Annotated in this window: 23 protein-coding genes; 18 read left to right on the top strand and 5 right to left on the bottom strand. The window is 55.5% G+C overall.

The genetic code is table 11. The features are described from left to right. Positions 1 to 3: 3 nt before the first annotated feature. The 3 genes from HUE57_RS01120 (at position 4) to HUE57_RS01110 (ending at position 3,245) form a co-directional block, all read left to right on the top strand. A complete protein-coding gene (locus tag HUE57_RS01120) occupies positions 4 to 795 on the top strand; it encodes a Stf0 family sulfotransferase (RefSeq protein ID WP_078483092.1) in 792 nt (263 codons plus the stop codon). A gap of 59 nt (positions 796 to 854) precedes the next feature. After that, the gene (locus HUE57_RS01115; RefSeq protein WP_078483091.1) at positions 855 to 2,087 is read left to right on the top strand and encodes a glycosyltransferase family 2 protein; all 1,233 of its coding nucleotides are present in this window, start codon (positions 855 to 857) and stop codon (positions 2,085 to 2,087) included. A gap of 84 nt (positions 2,088 to 2,171) precedes the next feature. Continuing rightward, on the top strand, positions 2,172 to 3,245 hold the full coding sequence (locus tag HUE57_RS01110; RefSeq protein ID WP_078483090.1) for a polysaccharide pyruvyl transferase family protein: 1,074 nt from the start codon (positions 2,172 to 2,174) through the stop codon (positions 3,243 to 3,245). 99 nt (positions 3,246 to 3,344) lie between these two features. Here the strand turns inward: HUE57_RS01110 and HUE57_RS01105 are convergent, their stop codons facing one another. Beyond that, positions 3,345 to 3,740, bottom strand: coding sequence for a YchJ family protein (locus HUE57_RS01105; RefSeq protein ID WP_078483089.1), 396 nt, complete (start codon positions 3,738 to 3,740; stop codon positions 3,345 to 3,347). Continuing rightward, the gene (locus HUE57_RS01100) at positions 3,733 to 4,497 is read right to left on the bottom strand and encodes a hypothetical protein (RefSeq protein WP_078483088.1); all 765 of its coding nucleotides are present in this window, start codon (positions 4,495 to 4,497) and stop codon (positions 3,733 to 3,735) included. Before HUE57_RS01100 ends, HUE57_RS01105 begins: the two co-directional genes overlap by 8 nt. Positions 4,498 to 4,613: 116 nt before the next feature. Here HUE57_RS01100 and HUE57_RS01095 point away from each other — a divergent pair, with 116 nt between their 5' ends. The 15 genes from HUE57_RS01095 (at position 4,614) to HUE57_RS01025 (ending at position 16,249) form a co-directional block, all read left to right on the top strand. Beyond that, positions 4,614 to 4,970, top strand: coding sequence for a hypothetical protein (locus tag HUE57_RS01095; RefSeq protein ID WP_174672543.1), 357 nt, complete (start codon positions 4,614 to 4,616; stop codon positions 4,968 to 4,970). A gap of 11 nt (positions 4,971 to 4,981) precedes the next feature. Then, positions 4,982 to 5,125: a hypothetical protein gene (locus tag HUE57_RS01090; RefSeq protein ID WP_174672542.1), complete on the top strand. Its 144-nt coding sequence runs from the start codon at positions 4,982 to 4,984 to the stop codon at positions 5,123 to 5,125. Between the two features lie 122 nt (positions 5,126 to 5,247). Next, on the top strand, positions 5,248 to 5,604 hold the full coding sequence (locus HUE57_RS01085) for an HAD family hydrolase (RefSeq protein ID WP_174673702.1): 357 nt from the start codon (positions 5,248 to 5,250) through the stop codon (positions 5,602 to 5,604). Between the two features lie 102 nt (positions 5,605 to 5,706). Beyond that, positions 5,707 to 6,087, top strand: a complete 381-nt coding sequence (locus HUE57_RS01080) for a DUF2384 domain-containing protein (RefSeq protein ID WP_078483086.1) — start codon at positions 5,707 to 5,709, stop codon at positions 6,085 to 6,087. Positions 6,088 to 6,131: 44 nt separating this feature from the next. Continuing rightward, positions 6,132 to 6,755 (top strand): rRNA large subunit pseudouridine synthase E, encoded by a 624-nt coding sequence (locus HUE57_RS01075; RefSeq protein ID WP_269087633.1) that lies wholly within the window; start codon positions 6,132 to 6,134, stop codon positions 6,753 to 6,755. Position 6,756: 1 nt separating this feature from the next. After that, complete coding sequence (locus tag HUE57_RS01070; RefSeq protein ID WP_135622072.1) at positions 6,757 to 7,230, top strand: tetratricopeptide repeat protein; 474 nt, start codon at positions 6,757 to 6,759, stop codon at positions 7,228 to 7,230. Positions 7,231 to 7,342: 112 nt separating this feature from the next. After that, positions 7,343 to 9,241 carry a diguanylate cyclase domain-containing protein gene (locus tag HUE57_RS01065; RefSeq protein WP_174672541.1) on the top strand — a complete coding sequence of 633 codons (1,899 nt, stop codon included), beginning with the start codon at positions 7,343 to 7,345 and terminating at the stop codon, positions 9,239 to 9,241. Positions 9,242 to 9,458: 217 nt separating this feature from the next. Then, positions 9,459 to 9,617 carry a diguanylate cyclase domain-containing protein gene (locus HUE57_RS19455; protein WP_202034678.1) on the top strand — a complete coding sequence of 53 codons (159 nt, stop codon included), beginning with the start codon at positions 9,459 to 9,461 and terminating at the stop codon, positions 9,615 to 9,617. A 41-nt stretch (positions 9,618 to 9,658) separates the two neighbouring features. Continuing rightward, entirely contained in the window at positions 9,659 to 10,174 is a 516-nt protein-coding gene (locus HUE57_RS01055; protein WP_078483083.1) for a Z-ring associated ZapG family protein, read from the top strand. 371 nt (positions 10,175 to 10,545) lie between these two features. Further along, positions 10,546 to 12,357 carry a translational GTPase TypA gene (gene typA / locus HUE57_RS01050; RefSeq protein ID WP_078483082.1) on the top strand — a complete coding sequence of 604 codons (1,812 nt, stop codon included), beginning with the start codon at positions 10,546 to 10,548 and terminating at the stop codon, positions 12,355 to 12,357. A gap of 190 nt (positions 12,358 to 12,547) precedes the next feature. Continuing rightward, positions 12,548 to 13,021 (top strand): DsrE family protein, encoded by a 474-nt coding sequence (locus HUE57_RS01045; protein ID WP_078483081.1) that lies wholly within the window; start codon positions 12,548 to 12,550, stop codon positions 13,019 to 13,021. Positions 13,022 to 13,520: 499 nt separating this feature from the next. Then, positions 13,521 to 14,471: a prolyl aminopeptidase gene (gene pip / locus HUE57_RS01040; protein ID WP_078483080.1), complete on the top strand. Its 951-nt coding sequence runs from the start codon at positions 13,521 to 13,523 to the stop codon at positions 14,469 to 14,471. After that, positions 14,468 to 14,914, top strand: coding sequence for a D-aminoacyl-tRNA deacylase (dtd, locus tag HUE57_RS01035; protein WP_078483079.1), 447 nt, complete (start codon positions 14,468 to 14,470; stop codon positions 14,912 to 14,914). The genes pip and dtd overlap by 4 nt, the downstream gene beginning before the upstream one ends. A gap of 97 nt (positions 14,915 to 15,011) precedes the next feature. Further along, positions 15,012 to 15,512: a hypothetical protein gene (locus HUE57_RS01030; RefSeq protein ID WP_135622070.1), complete on the top strand. Its 501-nt coding sequence runs from the start codon at positions 15,012 to 15,014 to the stop codon at positions 15,510 to 15,512. Positions 15,513 to 15,574: 62 nt separating this feature from the next. After that, a complete protein-coding gene (locus HUE57_RS01025; protein WP_078483077.1) occupies positions 15,575 to 16,249 on the top strand; it encodes a hypothetical protein in 675 nt (224 codons plus the stop codon). An 18-nt stretch (positions 16,250 to 16,267) separates the two neighbouring features. Here HUE57_RS01025 and ccoS read toward each other — a convergent pair whose 3' ends face one another. From ccoS to HUE57_RS01010, 3 genes are read right to left on the bottom strand one after another with little or no spacing between them, the layout of a single operon-like run. After that, positions 16,268 to 16,498, bottom strand: coding sequence for a cbb3-type cytochrome oxidase assembly protein CcoS (gene ccoS / locus HUE57_RS01020; protein ID WP_078483076.1), 231 nt, complete (start codon positions 16,496 to 16,498; stop codon positions 16,268 to 16,270). A 42-nt stretch (positions 16,499 to 16,540) separates the two neighbouring features. Beyond that, positions 16,541 to 19,012, bottom strand: coding sequence for a heavy metal translocating P-type ATPase (locus HUE57_RS01015; protein WP_078483075.1), 2,472 nt, complete (start codon positions 19,010 to 19,012; stop codon positions 16,541 to 16,543). Positions 19,013 to 19,030: 18 nt separating this feature from the next. Then, on the bottom strand, positions 19,031 to 19,543 hold the full coding sequence (locus tag HUE57_RS01010; RefSeq protein WP_135622092.1) for a FixH family protein: 513 nt from the start codon (positions 19,541 to 19,543) through the stop codon (positions 19,031 to 19,033). Between the last annotated feature and the right edge of the window lie 27 nt (positions 19,544 to 19,570).

Below are 19,570 nucleotides of genomic sequence, written 5' to 3'. Positions count from 1 at the left end.
GCGATGTCGGATACCACAGATAAAAAGATTGTTGAGGCGATGTCAGCATCGCACGACCTGAATACAGGGGTGGAGACAAGCCATCGCTTTGCATTGCTGACGGTACCCCGCTCGGGTAGTTGGCTGCTGAGCAAGATGATGGAGCGGACTGGATTGGCGGGCGCGCCCGATGAGTATCTGAATATCAGAAATATCCGCGCCTATGCCAACATCAATAGCATCAAAGATGTGGTAATAAAATCGTACCTGCAGGAGCTTGAGCGGCGCAGAACCTCGGCCAACGGTACCTTCGGTCTCAAACTTCATTGGGATCAGTTTGCAGATGTCTTTAGTAACAAGGATAAGGTGATAATCCAGGAGGGATTAGACTTTCTGCAGGAGATGGATGTTCTGATTCGTCTCTATCGCCGGGATAAGCTCTCTCAGGCAATCTCAAACTTTATCGCCATGAAGACCGATGAGTGGATGGTTACGCACGATAGCAATGGGCAGAATTCGACCAGAGATGTGGAAGTGCTCTTCGATCCGATTGCGATTACCAACGAGCTGAAATGGATGGTCTGGCAAGAGCGCATGTGGATTGAGTTTTTACAACGTCACAAACTCAGCTATGAGTCGATCTGCTATGAAGAGCTGGTAGCCGACTACGAGGGCGAGTCGCGAAGGGTGCTTACCTTGATCGGTGTCGATGAGAGTGTGCCGGTGCCGGAGCAGCAGCTAAAGCGGCAGGCAAATGAGTTAAATGCCCGCCTGCGCAGTGAGTATCTCTGTTACCTCGGACTCTCCGATCAATAGTCCATTAATAAAGTGCCGCCGCCTGGGTAAGCGGCGCCAGTCTTGTATAGAGAGTTAGCGTGAAACCACTCGTCTCAATAATTATTCCCAGTTACAACGCCGGTGCACGGTTGGTGCCGTGTATCAAGAGCTGTCTGGTGCAGAGCTACGAAAACCTCGAGATCATTCTGGTCGATAACAACTCTACCGATGGCAGTATTGAAGAGGCCTCGAGACTACTAGAGCCGAATGCTATTCGGTCGAAGATCGTTCGCTGCACAGAGCAGGGTTCGATGCCATCACGCGTAATGGGGTTTGAACACTCAGAGGGCGAGTTTATTCAGCTGCTCGATGCCGATGATGAGTTGTTGCCGGAGAAGATCGCCGTGCAGATGGCGCAGTTTGAAGTGTCGGTCGGCGTCGATGTGATCTATGGCGACTGGGAGTGGCGTTTCCTGCGAGATGATGGGAGCTACAGTGCGCTCCACTTCAAGTCGGATAACTACTCCGACTATCTGCTGCGCTTGTTGGCTAATGAGTGGCGGCCACCGATCTGTTTTCTGACCCGTCGCAAGGTGATGGCGGCGGTCTATCCCGAATATATTAAGCACAAGATCAAGATTAATGAAGACCGCCTTTCTATCTCGCTGGTTGCAGCTGTAGGAGCGGTGTTTCGTTACGCACCCGGTGCTGTGTCGATCTATAACAACTGGTCATCCGGACAGGAGACGAAGAATATCAGTCAGGATGAGATGGCCGCTGCTAACAGGGATATCTTTACTGCGGTAGCTGAGCATCTTGATCAATCAAGAATAGAGATGAGTGCCATGCACCGGACACTGCTCAATCTCTCATGGAATCTGGTTGAGCTGGGAGAGGTGGATATTGAAAAGGATGGGGAGACCTTTTTCGTTAGATTAGAAAAGGGTGCTGAGCGTGTAGAACTGAGTGCAGCCGAGAAGAATTTGATCGTCGCATTGGGGGGTTGTCAGGGGGGGCAGACGATGGAGGCTTACTCTTATCTGCTGCTAAGGCGCTTGATCAGGATGATCGCACCGCGAGGTGATGAAGAGTTTGGACGCGTTATGGCAAAGCTATCTGCTGTGCTTGGATTGGCCAGTGGTGTAGATGGGCGCGGTCGAGATGGTTGTGAAGGATTCGAGAGCCAAGTGCTCGCAAATAGTAATTTGAAGCAGCTATTAGCGGGGCCGCTCTATATGCCGATATTAACTAAAGAGCGCATGAGGGTTGTAGAGATTATGGGCAGGCTGCTAAGCATTGGCGTGCTTGTTGAATCTGCCAGGGGAGAATGAGGTAGTGCTATTTTGGAAAAAAGTGAGTTGGTTGTGAAGCGAGTTGCTTTTGTCTGCGCATTTCCGCCTAGGTCTAACCCGGGGATGCTCTCGGTTGATCTGGCGACAAGCGGTGTGCTGTCGGGCGTTGAGGGTGAAGTAGAGGTGGCCTATTTCTGTACGGAGCAAACTGTACAGTACACCTATTCCGGCGGAGAGCATCGGTATGAGCTCTATGAGAGTGTCGATCAGCTGGTTGAGTTCGACAGGGTTATCTTCTGGGGGGATTTTCTCCACTGGATAACCTATGCAAATAGCGACTTTTACAGAAGGAGTAGAAGGCGTGATCCCGAGAAAAGTTATAGTGAAATCCTTGATCAGTGGTACAAGTTGCTACTGCTTGAAGGTGCGCCGCTTGAGTTAAAAAGGAGAGTGGTCTGCTTCGGTGGGACTATCTATGGGCTGCGTGAGGAGCAGTTATCGAATCGTCGTTATCATGAGGCACTCAGTTCTCTGTATCGAGAATCGACGCTGGTGTTGATGCGAGATGTCTTCTCAGCAGGTTTTGTCTCACAACTAACTCAGAAACCAGTAATGACATTTGGTTGTGATTGCGCGCTCTTCTACGAGAATGTAACAAATTTGCCCTATCAAGCGAATCCTGAGCTTCCCGAAAATTATGCGCTCTGTTCATTCGGTCGCTCGGGGGCCAAGCAGTTGTCGAAAGTTTTCGCCAAACATCTGGCTCGTCTGGCAGGTGTGCAGCTGATCGATCTCGCCTGGTTTGGTAAGCCGATGGGGGTGGAGGCGCTCCATAACAGACTCTCTGTTATCAAACGCGCCAAGTTTGTCGTGACCGATATCTACCATGTTTCAGTGAACAGTTTGCGAGAAGGTGTCCCTGTGTTGTGCATTGGCAAAGGCGGTGGAAGGGTGGATGGGTCGCTCTCTGATAAGAAAAAGGAGGTCTTTTTCAGGCAACATCTGGCTAGCGATTATTACATCTATCTTGAGGAGCTTCACGAAGCTGTGCGGCGCGATGAAGATTTTTCCAAGTTCTGTGACTCTTACTTCAAGTTGATCGAGAAGGGAGCTCTGTTCGAGTCGCTGCATCAGCGATTGATCGCACATCGTGAGCAGGTGAGGTCGACGCTGTTGGGCGCATTGAACGGAGATTGATTTCAGTCAGTGATACGAGGTCTTGATTGCTGACAACGCAGCACCATTTATATTTAAAGCACCATTCGCAGGGGTAGATACCGTTTTTGATTATGATGATTAATTATGCTGGTTTAGAACGCCGTCGCGGTATAACCACTGCCCTGCTAGTTTAATGAAGCGACTTACCTCGTGGAGGCGCTCTGCGCGCCCAGATGATTTATATCGCGCAATAAATTCTACGCGACCCTCCTGGTCATTAATGGTTCCTGCTTCGGTTCGCACGATCTTAAGTCCCAGCCACCTGGGCTGTGGTTCGCTCGTCAGGTCGAGCTGCTCGGGGCGTGTATCGGGGTGCCAGCTCTTGAGTAGATAGTGGCTATCGCCGCGTGTGTAGGCGGTGTAGCGAGAGCGCATCAGTGCCTCGGCGCTCTCTGCCTCGCGCTGACCTTCAATAATGGGGCCGCAGCAGCGCTCATAGGGCTGACCGGAACCACAGGGACACGCCTCACTCATTTTCGCTATCCATTATGCCGCTATCCCAGGGATCAAGTTTCAGTTGGCCGAGCAGTTTGCCGTCGTGACGGTCGATGATTGCGGTGACGAAGTGGCCACGGCTCTCGAGCGGCAGAAAGGCGAGCTGATCAAGGGTCATGCCCAACTGCTGCAGTTTCTCCTCAACGGCAGCGGCAAGCTGGGGCTGCCGGGTCACGGCGGTGACGATATCGAGCTCACGAGCCAGCACGCTGTTCAGGTGGGGGTGATAGTTTCGATAGCGCTCAGCTGCATAGGTGAAATCGACGCCACCCTCGAAGGCCCACTGTTGAACCAGCTCAGCCCGTTCCGCATCGCTGCTAGGTGGCGCCACATAGAGCTGGCTGGGACCGTGCTCGGCAAGGGTGAGCGTCGGATCGAGCTTCCGTGGATCGAACTGATCGTCGCGTAGCGTAATGAAGCGGTCGATGCTGAAGAGCAATAGGGTCGGGCGTTCACGGTAGGTGTGCCAGATCGCTGCGGTGAAGAAGCCGCTCTGTAAGACGAAGATAAGCAACAGGTCGTACCAGAGGCCGCGCTTGCCCGGTTTAAAGAGTACAAAGGAGAGGCCGGGTCCAAGCACCACGACCAGCAGAGCAATGATCGACAGCAGTTGGTGGATCGATTCGATCTCGTCGTAGGGGTGTGGATACCACTGGATTAGCGCGATTGCGAGAAAGGTCGCCAGTAGCAGCAGGGTGGCGACCAGGTGGGTAAGAATAAAACGGCCTCGTGACATCAGGGCCAGGCTCCAAATAGATGCGATTGGGCATTATAGGGCCAAAGACGGCTCTGGCGAGATCGCCTGCGTCGACCGATAATAGCGGCCCGTTTAGTCAAGGTGGTGTTTCACAAATGGATCGGAATCTGTTTTCTGGGGTGGAGGCGGTCTGCTTCGACCTTTTCCATACCCTGGTAGATGTCGGCAGTGTGCCCGCATCTGTTGGCGGCTATACCGCCGATATCCTAGGTCTCGATCGTAGCGCCTGGAACGGTGCATGTTTTAGCGGTGCACACGATATCTGTCGCACCACCACCCAGCTGGAGGTGATCAGGAAGATGGCCCACCACCTCGATCCGCAGATCCCGATGGGTCTGATCGAGGAGGCGAGTGCGGCGCGTCAGCGCCGCTTCGACTACAGCCTTCGGGAGTCGCTATTTTTGCGGAAGCTTGTTTTGGGCATCCAAGCCCAAGCAAGCGGCAAATACTAACGCGACCGTTTATGCCTACGGCGCCCCGACCGTCCTGCGTACGTTGCGTAATCACTTCTTCGCGGCTCTACACAACTCCCTCAGTGACTCTACGCCGACATAAAGCCGCTGCTGCATCTTCTCCGTCGTTCGCTCACGCTCTCAACTACGAATAGGCAGACGGCGTCGACTATCGGGGACTAACCGCCTTCGCTTCGCTATCCATGGCGGTCAGCGCAAAGCAGGTCGATGGTGAGATCGTGGCGGCCCTCGCACGGCTTAAGGGGCCGGGCTTTCACTGGCACTGATCTCTAACGCCTCTACTGCTGAGGTTGCGGCATGGTCTGAGTCACCACTGGCACCACACTTCGATGCGGTGTTATTTAGCTGTGAGAGTGGCCATGCCAAGCCCGATGCACAGATCTACCATCTCGCCAGTGAGCGGCTGGGGGTGGCGGCGGCGCAGTGTCTGTTTGTCGGTGATGGCGGTAGCGATGAGCACCGCGGTGCGGCGGCGGTGGGGATGCGCCCGGTGCTGACGACCCAGTATCTGGGGCGTTCATACACGACGGAGGCGGTCGAGCAGCGTCGACAGCATGTCGATTATGAGGTCGCTTCCGTTGCTGAGCTGCCTGGTCTGCTGCTTTCCGCTTAATCGGCGTGGAAATGTTGAGGGTGTTACTGTGGTATGCTCGTTTTTCAGTAATTGCATCCTCTCCGCAGGGTGCGTCAGTCTATCCCCGAAGAGGTTTTCCCCATGTCTTCCACCGCAGCAGAAATTAGTGTTGATCTGACCCATACCGTGATGCGTATCCTGAGTGAGTGGAAGGTCGATCCTGCCGATCAGGTCAAACTGCTCGGTCTGCCGGAGAAGACCAAACCGCGTGCACTGAAGCGATATACAGAGTCGACTCCGCTGCCGGAGCAGGGTGACAGCATGGCGCGCATTACCCATCTGATCGCGATCCAGCAGTACCTCTCTGTCATGTTCTCCTACAATCCGGTGTTGGGTGATATGTGGGTGACCACACCGAGTGAACGTTTCAACAACCAGTCGCCACTTGAGGTGATGATAGTTGGTGGTATCGATGGGATGGAGCGGGTGCGTAACCACATGGAAGGCGTGCCCGAGTGGTAGCTACCTCTTGATGCATGGTGGCCCGGAGTGGTTAACTCGGTGCCGTGCTGATTCTGCTTAACAAACCTTATGGCGTCTTGACCCAGTTCACCGACAGAGAGGGGCGTGAAACGCTCGCCGACTATGTCGATCTGAAAGGTGTCTATCCAGCTGGTCGTCTCGACCGAGACAGTGAAGGCCTGCTGTTGCTGACCGACGATGGGCCGCTGCAGGCTGAGATCAGTCATCCCAAATATAAAAAACCGAAGTGCTACTGGGTGCAGGTCGAGGGCGATGTCGACGCGGCAGCGCTGGAACAGCTGCGCCAGGGCGTGCTGTTGAAGGATGGCAAGACACGCCCGGCGAAGGCGGAACATATCGAAGAGCCTGAGCTCTGGCCGCGTAATCCACCGGTGCGTTTTCGCAAGGAGATTCCTACCTCGTGGCTTGCGCTGACCATTACTGAAGGACGCAATCGTCAGGTGCGACGTATGACCGCAGCCGTCGGTTTCCCCACCCTGCGTCTGGTGCGCTACTCAATTGGTGATTGGACGCTGAACGGTCTGGCGCCAGGTCAATGGCGAGAGATCGACTCCCCACCAAGGGCGAAACGCAAACCCAATCCCAATCCCCGTAGACCAATGGCTCAACGTGGGCGGCGTCGCACCAACCGTGGGCGTACCGCTTGAGATGCGTTACCTCCTCTTACTCGGCTTGTTGCTGACTTCGTTCGCCCACGCCGGTGGCGAACCCGAATTTCAAATTGAGCAACTCCAACGCCAAGCTATTGCGGGCGATGCCTATGCTCAGCTCAATTTGGGTGCTGCCTTTGATAATGGCTTCGGTGTGAGGCGAGACCATGAGCAGGCTTTTTACTGGTACCGGGCGGCGGCTGAGCAGGGGGTGGCAGAAGCGCAGTTTAATCTTGGTCACCTCTATGCCAGTGGACTTGGTGTGCCTCAGAGTTACCGGACGGCGGCTGAGTGGCTTGAGCGTGCCGCGGAACAGGGCGTGGTGGATGCGGCCTATCTGCTCGGTGTAATCCATCGGGATGGCCTGGGTGTTGAGCCTGACTTTGGCGTAGCGCATCGCTGGTTTTCACAGGCGGCTCGTGGTGGGCAGAGTGATGCCGTACGGGCACTGCAGGCGCTGAAAGTTAAGTAAGTCCTGCGTCAGATATCAGCGCAGATTGTACGGTAGAATTTCGATGACTCGCGGTAGTATCTGATCTAGCACTTTTACTTTGTTTTGAGGTTTCATGTCTCTGCGTCATCCCATGCGGCATCTATTGCTCGGTTTTACGATTATCGTCGTACTGGTCGCCGCCGAGTTCCTACTCGATTTCTACCACGCAGATGAGCTGCAAGAGCGCATCGAACTAATTGTCGATACCCATAATAATAAGGTGAGACGCGTACACGACCTGCGCAATATTGTTCGTGAGCGCGTGATCACCCTCAACACTATGCTGATCGAACCCGACCCATTCAGGGTTGAAGAGCTCTATATCGATTTTCTCAATCTTGGTAATCGTTACGTGTTGAAGCGGCGTGAGCTTGAGTCGCATATTGAGCATGATGATGAGCATCGTAGGTTAGTCAGGTTACGTGCGCTGACGGTTGAGGGGACACCGATTATTGAGACTGCGGTTGAGCTGGCTAGAAAGGGTGAGCAGGCAGCCGCGACCCAGCTACTGTTGGAGCAGGTGATGCCGCTGCAAGAGCGGGTGATGGCACAGAGCGACCTATTGGTCGATTATTACACCGGGCTGGTCTCTAAGCAGTCTCAAGATGCTCAGCAGGTGCAGCACGGTTGGCGAGAAAACGTGGTTTGGTTGGGCGGCGGTGTGCTGGTGATGATTCTGGCCATTGCCATCTATGTGTTGCGCCGCATCTCTTCTGATCGACGTGTGCTACTTCATGAGATCGATGAGCGGATCGAGATCGAACAGGATCTGCAGAATGCACGCGACACGTTGGAGCGAGCCGTCGAACTTCGGACGCGCGAACTACGCGAGAAGAGTGAGTTGCTCTCCGAGGCACAAAAGATCTCTCGCCTTGGTCACTGGGAGTGGATCGTTCCTACCGGTGCGCTGCGTTGGTCGGATGAGATTTTCCGTATGTTTGGCGTGGATGCAGAGCAGATTGAGCCGAGCTACGAGCTATTTCTCGAGTCGGTACACCCCGATGATCGTGATGAGGTGGTCGCCGCCGTTGAGGCTGCTGTGGCGGGTACGGCAGATTACAGTATCGACCATCGTATTCTCCAGCCCGATGGGCAGGTGCGCATGGTGCACGAACGGGGTGTGGTCTATCGGGATAGCGCTGGCCTGGCGCTACGGATGCTGGGCACGGTACTCGATATTACTGAGCGCAAAGCGATGGAGGAGCGACTGCGCTTCTCGGCCAGTGTGTTCCAGAATGCAGGCGATGGGGTGATGATCTCTGATCGCAATAATCGCATCCTCGATGTTAATGAGGCATTTACACGCATTACCGGTTATGAGCTGGAGGATGTGCTGGGCGAGGACCCGAAAATTTTACAGTCGGGGCAGCATGATAATGCATTCTACCAGCTGTTATGGAGCAATCTCGAAACCCACGGCGAGTGGCAGGGTGAAATTTGGGATCGCAATAAAGAGGGTGAGGTGATTCCGCTTAATATGACTATCAATGTCGTCAAGGATGAGCGTGATCGACTCAGTAACTATGTGGCACTTTTCCGGGACATATCGGCCGCCAAGGCAAATGAGCAGTCGCTCTGGCACGATGCTCATCATGATGCTCTGACGGATCTGCCCAATCGTAGTCTGCTCTACGCGCGGTTGCAGATGGCGGTTGCGCAGTCAGATCGTAATAAAGAGCCAATGGCCGTGCTGCTGATCGATCTCGACGGATTTAAAGAGGTTAACGATACCCTGGATCATGACGCTGGCGACGACCTGCTGGTACATGTGGCCAGGATGCTGAAAGGGAGTGTGCGAGAGAACGATACGGTGGCGCGCTATGCGGGTGATGAGTTTGTTGTCATCCTGCAGGGGGGAGCTGGACGTGAGGTGGTGGAGCGACTCGCAATCTCTATGCTAAAGGCGATCTCAAGTCCGGTGACGGGGAGTCGCTATTTTTGCGAAAGTTTGTTTTGGGCATCCAAGCCCAAGCAAACAGCAAAAACTTAACGCGACCATTTATGCCTACGGCGCCCCGACGTCCTGCGTTCGTTGCGTAATCACCTCTTCGCGGCTCTACACAACTCCCTCAGTGACTCTACGCCGACATAAAGCCGCTGCTGCATCTTCTTCGTCGTCCGCTCGCCCCTCAACTACGAATATGCAGACGGCGTCGACTATCGCGGACTAACCGCCTTCGCTTCGCTATCCATGGCGGTCAGCGGCGGTGAAGGGCGAAGAGGTGTCGGTTGGGGCGAGCATAGGAGTGGCGCTCTACCCAGAAAATGCCGAAGAAGCCGATGCGCTGATCGTGATGGCCGACCAGGCGATGTATCGAGCCAAGCGACAGGGAAAGAGTTGCACGGTCTTCTTCGGAGAGTGGTAGATTAGGCCAACTTTTTTGAATCGCTTTTGGAGTTTTGATCAATGACCTTGCAGTGGGTGGTGTTAATGGCAGTGGCAGCGCTGCTGGCTGGTGGTGGTTTCGGTTTCTGGGTTGGTCGTGCAACCGGCCCCGCCATTCGTAAGGTCGAGGAGCTGGAGAGCGAACTCCACACGCTCCGTCAGCGTAACGATGAGTATCGTGCTGAGGTCGGTGATCACTTTATCAAGACCGCTGGTCTGGTCAATGAGATGACGGCGAGTTACCGCGCAGTCTTTAGTCACATCGTTGAAGGGGCTCACACGCTGGCCGATATGGATACCACCCGATTGGCGATGGAGCAGCCCGATGGACGAATTATCGAGGACCAACGCAGTGAAGTGCCGGAGGAGAGCGACTCATCGGACGAGCCCAATGAACAGCTTCCCGATGCCGCGGCGGTCGAGGCGGCTGAACCGAGCAGCGACGAGTCTGAGGGACTCGACTGGGCAGAGCAGGCCGAGGCGGTTCCGGCGGATGCGGCTGCGATGCATGAAGAGTCGTTAAAACGGCCCCATTGATTCAATAACAGTCGGCGCTCAGTCGGTGAAAATGGTGTTGATTGATCCCAAACAGCGCCAAAACGGTGGTGGAATATGAGATCTAACAATTTTTATAAGTTGTTGGATTTGATGCAATCATCAATGCAGTCTGTATCGATTGTCCCCTGACGAGTCTGTTTGTCAACGGATCTGTTTGGCCTAAGCAGTTGATATATCAGTTTATTCTAATATTTTATCCTAGTGAGATTTTGTCGGGTGTAAAAGCGGCAATAGCCTGGTGTAGCTGACGAAAGCTGGGTGAATTACCGGGTTGTGGCTAGATGTGATCGTAATGGCCGTTTTTAGGGTACAATCGCGCCCTATTTTGACCTTATATATGGATTACCCCAGTGATTGAGAATCTTCGCAACATCGCCATCATCGCCCACGTTGACCACGGTAAGACGACCCTGGTGGACGAGCTCCTTAAGCAATCTGACACCCTTGGTGAGCGCGATAAGCTCGAAGAGCGTGCCATGGACTCCAACGATCAGGAGCGTGAGCGCGGTATTACCATCCTGGCCAAGCCGACTGCGATCAAGTGGGGCGACTACCGTATCAACATCGTCGACACCCCCGGACATGCCGACTTCGGTGGTGAGGTAGAGCGTGTACTCTCAATGGTCGATTCAGTGCTGCTGCTGGTTGATGCGGTAGAGGGTCCGATGCCTCAGACCCGCTTTGTGACCGAGAAGGCGCTGGCGCGTGGTCTGCACCCGATTGTCGTGGTGAACAAGATTGACCGTCCGGCGGCGCGTCCTGAGTGGGCGCTGGATCAGACCTTCGATCTTTTCGACCGTCTCGGTGCCACCGATGAGCAGCTCGATTTCCCTGTGGTTTATGCCTCTGGTCTGGCCGGTTTTGCCTCTATGGAGTCCGATGTGCGTGAGGGTGATATGACCCCACTGCTGCAGACCGTTGTGGATCATGTCCATCCGCCACAGGTAGAACCTGAAGATCCCTTCCAGCTACAGGTCTCGCAGCTCGACTACAACAGCTATGTCGGTGTTATCGGTATCGGCCGCATCGCCCGTGGTCGCGTTAAGAACAACACCCAGGTAACCATCGTCGATAAGGATGGTGAGCGCCGTAATGGGCGTGTACTACAGCTATTCGGTTTCATGGGGCTGGAGCGTGTTGAGGTCGATGAGGCGCAGGCGGGTGACATCGTCTGCTTTACCGGGCTCGACCCGCTCAACATCTCCGATACCCTCTGTGATCCTGAAGCGGTCGAGGCGCTGGCACCACTGAGTGTCGATGAGCCGACTGTCAGCATGACCTTCCAGGTCAACAACTCTCCCTTCGCTGGCAAGGATGGCAAGTACGTCACCTCTCGTCAGGTTAAAGAGCGCTTGGAGCAGGAGCTGGTGCACAACGTGGCACTGCGTGTTGAGCAGGGCTCTGATCCCGACAAGTTCCGCGTCTCAGGGCGTGGCGAGCTGCACCTCTCGGTTCTGATCGAGAATATGCGTCGTGAAGGCTTCGAGCTGGGTGTTTCGCGTCCCGAGGTTATTATTCGTACCATCGACGGCGAGCCGCAGGAGCCTTTCGAGCAGGTCACCATCGATGTCGAGGATCAACATCAGGGTGGCGTAATGGAGAAGCTCGGTGTTCGTGGTGGTGATCTGAAGAACATGGTGCCCGATGGTCACGGTCGCGTCCGTCTCGACTACATCATGCCGGCGCGTGGTCTGATCGGCTTCCGCACCGAGTTCCTCACCGCGACCCAGGGTTCAGGTCTAATCTACAGCGTTTTCGACCATTATGGTCCCTTCAAGCGTGGTGACTACGGTACCCGCAAGAACGGTGTAATGATCGCCAACGCTCCGGGTAAGGCGCTGACCAACGCCATCTTCAATCTCCAGGAGCGTGGTCGTATGTTCATCGGCCACGGTGCTGAGGTCTATGAGGGTATGGTTATTGGTCTGCACGCACGTGATAACGATCTGGTGGTTAATGCCCTCAAGGGTAAGCAGCTGACCAACGTGCGTGCCTCCGGTACCGATGAGGCTCAGGTGCTCACCCCTCCCGTGGTTCACACACTGGAGCAGGCGCTGGAGTTCATCGACGATGATGAGCTGGTTGAGGTCACCCCCAACCACATCCGTCTGCGTAAGAAGCTGCTGACCGAAAACGAGCGCAAGCGCGCATCACGCGGCTAAACTTCCTGTCGGAGCGGGACGGCCGTGTCTCGCTCCACAACAGTAACCAAGTTAATGTCCGACTAAATCGTTGGGGTAATTCCCAATGGTTCAACTTGCCCTTTGCGTCTGAAATGGTGCTATGAAGTGACCGATCCTTATAGGTCTATTTCATCCATGACTATTACAAGAGATCAAAGGAGTTAGTTATATGTTTGGAAAAAAATTGAAAGTTAGCCTGCTCGCGCTGTTATCTGGCTTGATACTTGGGCTGGTGGGCTGTACCCCGGAGGGTAAGAGTGGAGATGCGGCAATGGCTGAGGCCGCAGTATCGAAACATAAAATTGTCATCCAGGTCAGCAGTAACGATGCCAAGACACAGACGATTGCGATGAACAACGCGGTCAATCTACAGAAACACTATGGTATGGATAATGTCGATGTCGAGATTGTTGCCTACGGACCCGGTCTCGGTATGTTGACCCAGTCGAGCGCACATCAGTCGCGTGTCTCGAGCCTGGCGATGCAGGATATAACCTTCAGCGCCTGCGGCAATACCAAGTCGAAGATGGAGAAGAAATCAGGCAAGCAGGTGGCGCTGGCTGAGGGTGTGCAGATCGTCCCCGCCGGTGTGGCGCGGATTATGGAGCTTCAGGAGGCCGGTTACGCCTACGTCCGTCCTTAGTCGATAGTCGAATCGTAGAGGCGTATGCATACTCAACAATGGGTGTGGGTGCGCCTTTTTTGTGTCCGTCTAATCCCATGAGCACATGGGAGGCTGCCAGTTGCCGTTGGCGTGACACAGGTTGGATGCAGGCGCTTGTGGGCTTGGTTCCTGAATGAGAGGCAAAAAAAACCCCCGACTAAAGCCGGGGGTAATCATTTGCCTTTCTTGGCTGGAAGGCGATTGATGAGTGGCCGTCCTGGCCGCTGAGGTTTTGTTAACTTCTGGCATCCCTGTTACCTGAAATTATTATTCCTCAGTAAGCTTCCTGCTTCACACCGAGCATCCTTACCTGGTGCAAGTGAATATTCGCACAGGGGACGTCCCGATACAGTCAGGTAGAGACGACAGCTTGTGTAAGCATTTTCTTACGTATTGGAATTGTTCCACGCTTTAATGATTGTCGTTGTCTGGGTGCAGACGTATCCTTTGATAGATATCCAGTGCCACAGGGAATTCAATGCGACAACTCTACCCACCACTGCAGCCCTATGTTTCCCATACGCTGACAGTGGATTCACCCCATCAGCTACACGTTGAAGAGTGTGGCAATCCTGACGGTATACCGGTGCTCTTCCTGCATGGTGGCCCTGGGTCTGGCTGTGAGAAATACCACCGTAGTTTTTTCGATCCGGAGCGCTATCGTATAGTGCTGTTCGATCAACGAGGTTGCGGTAAATCGACGCCACATGCCGCGCTCGAGGGTAATACGACTCAGGCGCTGGTGGCTGATATTGAGACGATTAGACAGCAGCTTGGTATCGAGCGCTGGATGGTATTTGGTGGTTCCTGGGGTTCGACCCTGGCGCTGGTCTATGCCGAGACCTATCCCGATCGGGTAGCAGGGTTGATCCTTCGAGGGATTTTTCTCTGTCGCCCCGAGGATATCGATTGGTTTTATCAGTCAGGGGCTGACCGTCTCTGTCCCGACCAGTGGCAACAGTTCATTGCACCGATCCCTGAGGTGGAGCGTCATGAAATGGTTAACGCCTACTACCGTCGCCTGACCGGTGATGATGAAGTAGCGGCAATGTCGGCGGCGAAGGCGTGGTCACTCTGGGAGGGGTACAGTTCGACGCTGCTGCCGAAGCGGTCAGTGGTTGACCATTTTGGCGATCCCCATACCGCCGTCAGTCTGGCGCGGATTGAGGCGCACTACTTTGTAAATGACAGTTTTCTCGAGCCCAATCAAATACTCCGAGATGCAGGTAAATTGGCCGGTATTCCAGGTGTGATCGTGCATGGGCGCTACGATCTCGTCTGCCCCCTGTCACAGGCGTGGGCGCTGCACCAGGCATGGCCTGAGGCGCAGCTTGAGGTCATCGCTGATGCCGGTCACTCTGCGACAGAGCCTGGCATTGTCGACGCACTGATTCGAGCCAGCGACGCGATGGCGGGGATGCTGGCGTGATCGGACTGCTGCAGCGTGTTAGCCAGGCTGAGGTGGTGGTGTCGGGAGAGTCGGTGGGTGTGATTGAACGGGGTCTGATGGTGCTGGTCGGCGTGGAGCGGAACGATAGCAAAGCGCAGGCCGATCGACTCCTGCAGCGGCTGCTCGGATATCGCGTTTTTCCTGATCATGATGGAAAGATGAATCTGGGGCTGACCGATATCGATGGTGGCCTGCTGCTGGTGCCGCAGTTCACCCTGCCAGCCGATACGCAAAAGGGAATGCGCCCCAGCTTCACTCCGGCTGCCTCCCCCGATGAGGGCGAACGGCTGTTCAATTATCTTGTTGCAGAGGCGGAAAACAATCATCCCGATGTGGCTACAGGGCGCTTTGGTGCCGACATGCAGGTCTCATTGACCAACGATGGCCCGGTGACCTTCTGGTTGCAGGTTAAACCGGTGTAACCAGCCGATTTGCATGGATTTTATACCCCGTAGGTGGTAGATTGTCGCCACCGTGCCACTCGGTGCGGCCAGTTCACAGCTAGAGGCAGGTAATACGATGAAATACGAGGTCTCCGCAGAGGATATCAAGCGGGCGAAAACCCCCCATGAGATCTTTCTGATCAATCTGGTTTTTAACCATGTCCTCCTCTTTGTCGCCTTCCTCACCGCACAGTCACTGCAGTTCCTGCTACTAATCGTACCGATCTTCTCTGTGACCGTGCTCACCTATACCTTTTATCGTGCACGTCGCTCGCTAAAGATTGATCCCTGGTTTGTGAAGTGTCACTGGCAGATCTGTGCACGTCGTAGCCTCGGTTTTTTAACCATGCTCGCGATCATGCTCGTTGTTATGGTGATCGTCTATCTCTGGTCTGGAGGGGATCTCAAACCACAGCACTGGGCGCTAGCTGGTGTTGGTGCACTACCGACGATGATTACGGTGCTGGTGCTGATCGTGATGGAGTCGGATGCGATGCATCAGGCTAATCAGGGCATGGTCTCGAAGACGGTTGCGGAGCGCTACCCCGAGGGTGCACTAGAACCGATCGAAGAGTAACTGTCGCACCCCTGTCTGCCTCATGGCAGACGCACTTTTACCTGCTTAACTAGTTGATATTTATGGAACGCCATACCTTTCTCAGTGTCTTGATCTTCACCCTGGTGCTGCTCGCGGTGGGCATTATGCTCCCCTCCGGTCAGGTCGACCGGCCCGTCGGACTGCCGTGGCAGATTGAACAGACCGAGAGGGGATCGATTCGGGTCTTCGGAATTGAGCTGGCCCATACGACTCTGGGTGAGGCTGAGCTGGCCTTCCGTGAGCCCTCAAAGGCGACGCTTTTCGCCCCCGAGCAGGGTGACTACACGATTGAGGCCTATTTCAATGAGACGCGTCTCAGTGGTCTGAAGGCGAAGATGGTGTTCACCTTCGATCTTGAGCAGACACAGGTGCGTGAGATGTATGATCGCGGCATTCGCATCAGCACCCTTGGCAGCGGCACGCGAAAGGTGACGTTGCATCCGGATGATTATGAGCAACTGCGTAAGAGTGCCATCGCCACCCTGACCTACATCCCATCAATCAATCTGGAGAGTGAACTGGTCGCTCAGCGTTTTGGTCAGCCTGCGGCCCGTATCCGTGATCCGGAGGGTGGTGCGATCCACTGGCTCTACCCTGAGTTGGGTGTCGATGTGGTGCTCAGTGAAGAGGCGAAGGAGGTGCTGCAATACCTGCCACCCTCGCAATTCGACCGGGTGATGGCACCACTGCAGACGGCGGGTGAGGTCGTTAACTAACCGTCATCCATACGATAGTTAATCGGCGTCGGGCCAGTTTCGCGCGTCTTCTCCCTTCTCAACATCCTCTTTGCCGGACTGTTTTTTCCCTTTAGTCGGCAGAAGGGGGTCGTCGTCATCCATTAGGATGCGGTTGGCGTCACCGTCAAGATCGTCATACTGGCCGTTACGCACGGTCCATATAAAAAGTCCGACCATGAACAGGCCGAGCAGGATCATCAGGGGAATGAGGCCGTAGATTACATCCATCGTTCTATCACTCTAACTTGAACTGATCGCCACTCTCACCGCTCAGCGCTTCGAGGTCAACCCCTTAAAGAGGGTGCGGATTCGGGCTGCATTGCCGATTACCAGTAGCGAGCTGATCGGCATCGAGACCGCTGCTACCAGCGGGGTGACAAAGGCCATCATCGCTAGCGGCACCATGATGACATTGTAGGTGATCGAGATACCGATATTCTGCCGGATGGTGCGCAGGGTGCGGCGCGAGAGGCGGCTGGCGAGTGCCACCTTCTCCAGCTCACTGCTGATCAGGACGATATCGGCACTCTCCATCGAGACATCGGTACCTGAGCCGACGGCAATGCCGACATCGGCGCGAATCAGTGCCGGGGCGTCGTTAACACCGTCACCGATCATCGCTACCTGTGCGCCCTGTTGCTGCAGTTCCTGGATCACGCGATCCTTATCCTGCGGCAGCACCTCTGCGATAACCTCCATGCCGCCAAGCTGTTTGGCGATCGCCTCGGCGACACGTTGACGGTCGCCGCTTAGCAGCGTCAGGTGGGCTCCCGACTGGCGCAGATTCTCGATCAGGGTGGCGGCATCGGGGCGCAGACGATCGGCCAGTGCAATAAAGCCGAGCAGCTTGCCGCCAACCGCAATGTGGATGCAGGTCACCCCGTCCCCCTCGAGCTGCTCAATCTGATTGGAGAAGGTCTCACCCATCTCGATATCTGCCTCGGTGAGCCACGCCTCTGTGCCGAGCATGACTTCGATACCGTCGACCCGCGCACGGACACCGAAGCCGGGTTTGCTCTCAAAATCGGAGGTCTCACCGGGGGTGTTGAGTTCCAGTTCATCGGCAGCGGCAACAATCGCCCTCGCGGTGGTGTGCTCGGAGAAGCGCTCCACGCGCGCTGCGAGTCCGAGCAGCTGCTGATCGTCGATGTTGCCGTAGCTGACCACCTTCACCAGTCCCATACGCCCCTCGGTGAGGGTGCCGGTCTTGTCGAAGATGAAGTGGTCGATATCGGAGAGTGTCTCGAGCACGGCACCATTTTTCACCAGAATGCCGTAGCGTGCGCCGAGTCCTGAGGCGACGGCGATGGCCATCGGGGTGGCGAGCCCGAAGGCGCAGGGGCAGGTGATGATCAGCACCGCGGTGGCGGCCATCAGCGCGATCTCGAAGTCGGTGGAGTGCCAGAAGGCGAAGGTGAGACTTGCCAGTAGCAGGGTGATAGCAACAAACCAGGGCACGATGCGGTCGGCAACACACTGGATCGGCGCCTTGGAGGCCTGTGCATCCTCAACCAGGCGGATGATGCGGCCCAGGGCGGTGTCCTTGAGGGTGCCTTCAATATTGAGGGTCAGGGCACTCTCGATATTGACCGTACCGGCAGAGACGCTGTCGCCGATCAGTTTGGCGACCGGCTCTGACTCTCCGCTGAGCATCGACTCATCGACCCGGCTACGTCCATCGATAATGGTGCCGTCAACGGGGATCTTGTCGCCCGCCTTTACCAGTACGATCTCACCCGGTTTTACGGTGCGAATGGGTACGATATGGGGCTCGCCGTCGCGCAGCAGAGTGGCGACACGTGGCTGCAGATCGAGTAATCGCTGGGTTGAGGATACCGCCTGTTTCTTGGAGATCGCTTCGAGATAGCGCCCCACCAGGATGACAAAGATGAAGTTGACCACCGTGTCGTAGTAGACCTCACCCACGCTGCTCTGGCTGAGCATCACATAGAGTGAGTAGCTGTAGGTGGTGGAGGCGCCGATGGCGATCGGTAGATCCATGGTGAGGTGGAGACTGCGTAACCCGGTCCAGGCTCCCTTGAGAAAGGGCCAGCCGGAGTAGAGCAGGGTGGGGGTGGCCAGGGCAAAACCGATCCAGTGGAACATGCCACGAAACTCACCCTGATCGGCCCCCGAGTAGAGGGCGATCGAGATCCAGAGCAGGTTCATCATGGTAAAACCGGCAAAGGCCATACGGTAGAGCAGGGACCGGTTCTGCTTTGCCAATGCTCCCTCGGCATTCTCCGGATCGTAGGGGACCGCCTTGTAGCCAACCTGTGCCAGTCTGTCGATGATCTTTGAGAGCGGGATGGCACTGTTGTCCCAGCGCAGATGGAGACGTTTCCCGGCCAGATTGACCTTGGCTTCAACTACCCCTGTAACACGGCTGAGTGTGTGTTCAATCAGCCAGACGCAGGCGGCACAGTGGATCCCCTCGACCAGCAGATGGATATCGCGGCTATCGCCGAGTGTGGTGACAAACTCGCTCTGCACATCGTCGAGATCGTAGAGTGCGGAGTCCTGAGGCGGTGGCGGGGGTGGTGCGAGCAGGGTGCCGTCGGGGGTACGTTGGTAGAAACCCTCAAGGCCGGCGTCGTAGATCGCTTTGCAGACCGACTGGCAGCCGATACAGCAGAACTGTCGGGGAAGCGATTCAATGGCCTCCTCGAACGGCGGTTCGGGAAGCGGCAGGCCGCAGTGGTAACATTGGGAATCGTCGGCTACGACGCTCCGGTCATTCATCTTCGGTAACGGTTAGATTCAGGGGACGAGGACGTTGACCTTCTCGGTCAGTTCCCAGCTATCTTCACCGCGCTGCAGTGTGATGATGACGCGCCAGTATCCCTTCAGTGGGAAGACGACGGGTGCGACATACTGCCCGGGACGCTTCTCGAACATTGCGACCTCGAAGTCGGCGGCGGCGTCGGAGGGGCGGTAGGCGTGCAGGGTGGCGGAGCCATCGACCAGCGGACGGCCTACCTTGTCGACGGCGGTGAAGCGGAAGGGTGTCTCACGACCAAGGGTGGTGTCTGTAGGAACATCGAGGCTGACCTGCCAGCCAAGCGCACTACGTGCGGCTTTGCGAGTGTTGATATTCTTTTCGTGGTCCTGACCGCGCTCGTAGTAGTCGTCTGAGACCAGTCCGGGGTTGGTGACCACCGCCAGTGAGATAAATGCGATATTGACGCCCAGTACGATCAGGATCAGCGTGATCCAACCGATAACCCAGGGGTTGCGAAAGGCTTTTTTACTCGATTGTGATAAGAGGCCCATCTCGGTAGCTCCACTCATATGGTTAGT

The sequence above is a fragment of the Candidatus Reidiella endopervernicosa genome (assembly GCF_013343005.1).
GTDB lineage: Bacteria > Pseudomonadota > Gammaproteobacteria.
Note: the sequence above shows the minus strand (reverse complement) of the source record. Positions and strands in the feature narration are given on the sequence as shown.